Origin of the sequence: uncultured Tenacibaculum sp., from assembly GCF_947504135.1 — a bacterium.
GTDB lineage: Bacteria > Bacteroidota > Bacteroidia > Flavobacteriales > Flavobacteriaceae > Polaribacter.
Map to the genome: position 1 here is coordinate 1 of NZ_CANNGG010000016.1, position 240 is coordinate 240.

The following is a 240-nucleotide window of genomic DNA, read 5'->3' on the forward strand; positions in this document are numbered from 1 at the left end:
GCAACCATTACTGTAGATCCTACTTCGGTGGGAGGAAGCATTGCGGGAAGTACCAATGTGTGTACTGGTACCAATTCAACAACATTGACCCTAAGTGGACAGACAGGAAATATCATCCGTTGGGAAAGTTCTACCGATAACTTTGCGACTGATACCGATATCTCCAATACTACCACGACCTTAACAGCAACCAACCTTACCACCACCACGCAATACCGTGCAATCGTACAAAGTGGTGCC

1 protein-coding gene is annotated in these 240 nt (G+C 46.7%); it reads left to right on the forward strand.

From position 1 onward, the window contains the following. Positions 1 to 240: hypothetical protein (locus Q0663_RS12635; protein ID WP_299011696.1), on the forward strand; the 240-nt coding region annotated here is incomplete at both ends.